This window comes from Verrucosispora sp. SN26_14.1, assembly GCF_004307965.1.
GTDB lineage: Bacteria > Actinomycetota > Actinomycetes > Mycobacteriales > Micromonosporaceae > Micromonospora.
In genome coordinates, this window is the sequence record NZ_SISL01000497.1 from 1 (window position 1) to 4187 (window position 4187).

Below are 4187 nucleotides of genomic sequence, written 5' to 3' on the forward strand. Positions count from 1 at the left end.
GGGCAGCGGTGGCCGACCACCGGGCGCGGTGGCGCACCCACCACCTGAGGCCCGCCCCCGAGGTGGTGTCGGCGGTGGTCGCGGCGTGGATAGCGGGACAGCCCGTGCCCACCGCGCCAGATGTCGCGCCGACCGTCGAGGCGGACGCCGCCGCCCGCCGTCTCGACACCCGTGCGGTGCTGGAGCTGTGGCGGATCACCGACCCGGAGGGCTTCGACCGGCTCCGTACCGACGCGTCGGCGGTCGGCGCGCGGGTCTCCGGCGCCGGGCCGGCCGAACTGGCCCACGTCTGTGGCGAGGTGGCGCAGGCCCAGGCAGGCTACCTGAGGGCGCTGTCGACCGAACCGGGTTCGCCGGCCGCCTGGGCCGGTCTCGGCCAGACCGCCGGGGACATCTACCCGGGACCGGCCGCCGAGGCGCTTCGCGACCGGCCGGAACTGGTCCGTGCGGTCTACCTCGGGCTGCGTGACCAGGGCACGCCGGTGCCGGAGCCGTTGGAGCTGGCCGCCTGGATCGGCGCCGGCAAGCACTGAGCTGAGAGCCGGATGCCGGGGTGGAGGCCGCCACCCCGGCTCTCCGGAGGCCGCTACAACGGCATCGGGTCCAGGTCGCAGTCGCCCCGGATGGTCAGGTCGGTGCCGGCCACGGTGGCCGGGTGCTCCTCGCCGAGCACCCGGGCGAACTTCTCGCTGATCGCGACGTGCAGGCTGTTCGCCTCCTCCTCCCGATCGAGCGAGACGAGATCCTGGGCGAGATTGCCGAGGCAGATCAGCGTGGTGGGATGGTCCGGCCCGAAGACCTCGGCGCAGCGGTCGGCGGTGCGCCGGTCGAGGTCGTACGCGGCGGCGTGCTCCCCGAGCGCGTAGAGATCGCTGCCGAGGTTGATCATTGCGGCCAGGGTCAGCGGATGGTCCGGCCCGAGCCGCCGGGTCAGCACCGCCGACCCCTTCTCGTTGGTGCTGCGGGCGCGCGCCACGTCGCCGCGCAACCGGTCCACGATCGCGCCGTTGAGCTGAGTCGCCACCGTGTAGGGATGGTCGGAGTCGAAGAGTTCCCGATACCAGCCGACGAGTTCGGCGGTGAGCGTGGCGGCGGCCTCCAGGTCACCCGTGGCACGCAGGTCGACGGCCAGACCGAAGGCGGCCAGCAGGGTGTCCGGGTGGTGTTCGCCGAAGCGGGCCGCGAAGCCGTCGCGTACCTCCTGGGAGAGCGCCAGGGCCGCGCGGTGGTCACCGGCCTTGCGGATCGCCGAGGCCAGTCGCCGTCGCGCGGTCAACGTCTGCGTCTGCGCCGAGCCCCAGACCCGGGGCAGCCGGTCCACGACGTTCTGCATCTCGGCCCGGGCGGGGAGGTATTCGCCGAGTTCCCGGCGGTCGATGATGAGGTTGAGGTGGGATTCCAGCGTCTGCGCGTGGTCCTCGCCGAAGAGCAGCACCCGGTGGTCGTACGTCGCCCGGTCGACCTCGTACGCGCGCCGGATGTCACCGGTCAGGCGGAGGCTGACCGCCAGGTTGTGCGCCGCGTTGAGCGTGTTCGGGTCGTCCTCGCCGAGCGCCTGGATGTGCCGCTGGTAGAGGTCCTCGTCCATCTCCAGGGCGCGACGGAAGTCCCCGGACGCCCGCAGGTCGGCCGCCACCTGGCCGATGGCCCGCAGCAGTTCCTCGGTGTCCTCGACGGTGCTGCGTTGGTAGAGCTCCAGGATGCGGGCGTTGTGCTGGGCCGCCTCGCGGTGCCGGCCCAGGCGGTAGAGCATGAAGCCGAGCCAGTGGCCGATGGTGAGCGTCATCGGTGCGTCCTCGCCCAGGCTGCTGCTCCAGGCCCGCCACGCCTGTTCGGCCAGTTCCAGCGACGCGGTGAAGTCGCCCCACCAGTAGAGATACCGCGCCTCGTTGAAGACCAGTTGCTGCACCCACGGCTGGTGGGAGTGCACCGCGTCGGAGGCCATCACGTGCGGGTACAGCTCGGCGTAACTGGCCCAGTTGGCCGGCGAGTCGGGGTCGTTGCGGTCGCCGGAGGCGAGCAGCAGGTGCGCGCTGTTGCGGACGGTCTCCCGGTCCGGCCGGGCCATCCGGTCGATGAGGACGGCCTGGATCAGCCGGTGCATCTGGATCGAGTTGGTCCGGTGGATGACCCGGGCGAGCGCGTACCGGTTGATGTCGCGGATCGCGCGGTTGAGCCGCATCGGGTCGCGCAGCGCGGCGTTCAGTTCCGGGTGGATGTCGTCGTTCTGCGCGCCGCTGAACAGGGTGCGCGGGATGGGCTCCGGGGCGAGGAACGAGCAGACCTGTAGGAGCCGGAAGGCGGCCGGATTGGAGACGACGAGTCGGTCCAGCGAGACGTTCCACGCGGCGGCGACGGGCAGTTGATAGTCCATCGGCGGGGCCTGTTCGAGAAGCTCGATGCGCTTCTCCTCGAACAGTCGCAGGTACTCCTCGGCCGGCATGCCGGTCTCGGCCCGCCAGGCCGCCGCCTGCTCCAACGCGAGCGGCAGGTCACCGAGCGCCTCGGCCAGCCGGTCCGCCTGTTCGATGGTCAGCTCCGGACCCCGGCGGCGCAACAGCTCGATGCTCTCCTCCCGGGGGAAGACGTCGACCTCCAACGTGCGGGCGACGTTGGCCCAGCCCGGGTTCCGGGACGTGATGATGATGTCGCCGGAACCGCCGGTGGGGAGGTACGGCACCAACGCCTCGGGGCTCTCGGCGTTGTCGAAGACGAGGAGCCAGCGAGGGTGCGGCCGACCGAGCCGTAGGGCCTCCTGGACGGCGACGCGGGCGCTGCCGATGTCGGGCCCGGAGGCGAGGTTCATCCGCGCCGCGAGCTCCACGATGGAGGCGTTGATCTGGGTGGGCCGCTCGGCCGGGATCCACCAGACCAGGTCGTACTCGCCCTGGTGCTGGTAGACGTACTCGACGGCCAGATGGGACTTGCCGACGCCGCCCATCCCGTGCAGGGCGTGCGGCAGGACTGCCGTGGTGCCGCCGCGCACCTGCCGGTGCAGCAGGGCGAGTGGCTCCTTGCGGCCGGTGAAGTTCGGGTTCCGCGGCGGGATGTTGCCCCAGACGGCCGGGGTGCGGGCTGGGGCGGTGGCGTCTGCGGGAGTGCTGGACGACAAGCCGGCTCCTTCGGTACCTACGCTACGGTCTGCGTCGGCATCAGCGCCGACAGCTATCATCGCATCCCGACCGGCAGGTGCGGGAGTCCTGACGACCGGGTCGGTGCCGCCCTCCTGGTTGACCGCTGCCAGCGCCTCGCCGAGCAGCCGCGCCCGGGGAAGGTACCGCCCGGAGAGCGCCCGCATCACGTCCTGCTCGATCCGGACCAGCGCGACGTCGGCCGGGGCCACCGTCGGAATCTCGACACCCGCCGGGTCGTCGAGCACCCGTCCCCAGTGCGCGATCGCGGGACGGACCCGTCCGAGCCGGGCCGAGAGGAGCTGCCAGACCCGTACGGTGTCGGCGCGGCGACCGGCCGCCAGCAACTCGGCCCGTACGCCGGGGAGGAACTCGAAGGTGCGGTCGTCACCGGTGCCGACGGTCCGCACCAGCGGGCTGGTCAGCACCTCGGCCAGGTGCAGGGTGGTGGACCGGGGCAGCAGCGTCCGCTGCACCACCCGGACGGCCGACCGGTCCAGTGGCGCGGCGGCCAGGTGGGTGGCCAGGCGCAGCGCCTCCGGCGAGGCCCACGAGATGAACTCGCGTACCCGTCGGGCGGCGTCCGGCCCGACGGTGGGCCGGGGCGTCCGGTCCGGGGCCGGTCGGTCGGTGGTGAGCAGGGCGGGCATGTCGATCCAGCGTGGTGCCCGGCAGGCGAGCAGCTCCACCCAGGCCGCCAGCCAGCGCGGGCGCAGCTCCACCACCGGCACCGGCACCGGCCCGCCGGCAGGTCGGGGCTCCTCGGCGAGCAGCGCCTGGAGCGTGTTGTGGTGACGCCACTCCCACCGCGAGTTGGCCGTCGCCGGTGCGGCGGCCCGCAGGCGCAGCCGCAGCGGCTGCACGCCGGTGCGGTGCCACATCTGTTGGGGCAGCAGGTGCACCATCGCCACGGGTTGCCGGCTCGCCCACTCGTGCAGGTGCGGAAGGACCGCACCGGAGTGCCAGGCCGGTCCGGCCCCGTCGCTGAGCACCAACACCAGGCGGCGGCGGCCGACCGGCGGCAACGCCGTCGACGGACCTGTCTCTTATACACAT

Annotated in this window: 1 protein-coding gene and 1 pseudogene; one reads left to right on the forward strand and one right to left on the reverse strand. The window is 72.7% G+C overall.

Annotated features, from left to right (window positions below; translation table 11 throughout):
• Positions 1 to 533: pseudogene (locus EYA84_RS32715) on the forward strand (hypothetical protein); the annotation flags it as partial.
• Positions 534 to 586: 53 nt separating this feature from the next.
• Here EYA84_RS32715 and fxsT read toward each other — a convergent pair.
• A complete protein-coding gene (fxsT, locus tag EYA84_RS27825) occupies positions 587 to 4156 on the reverse strand; it encodes an FxSxx-COOH system tetratricopeptide repeat protein (protein ID WP_275540819.1) in 3570 nt (1189 codons plus the stop codon).
• Between the last annotated feature and the right edge of the window lie 31 nt (positions 4157 to 4187).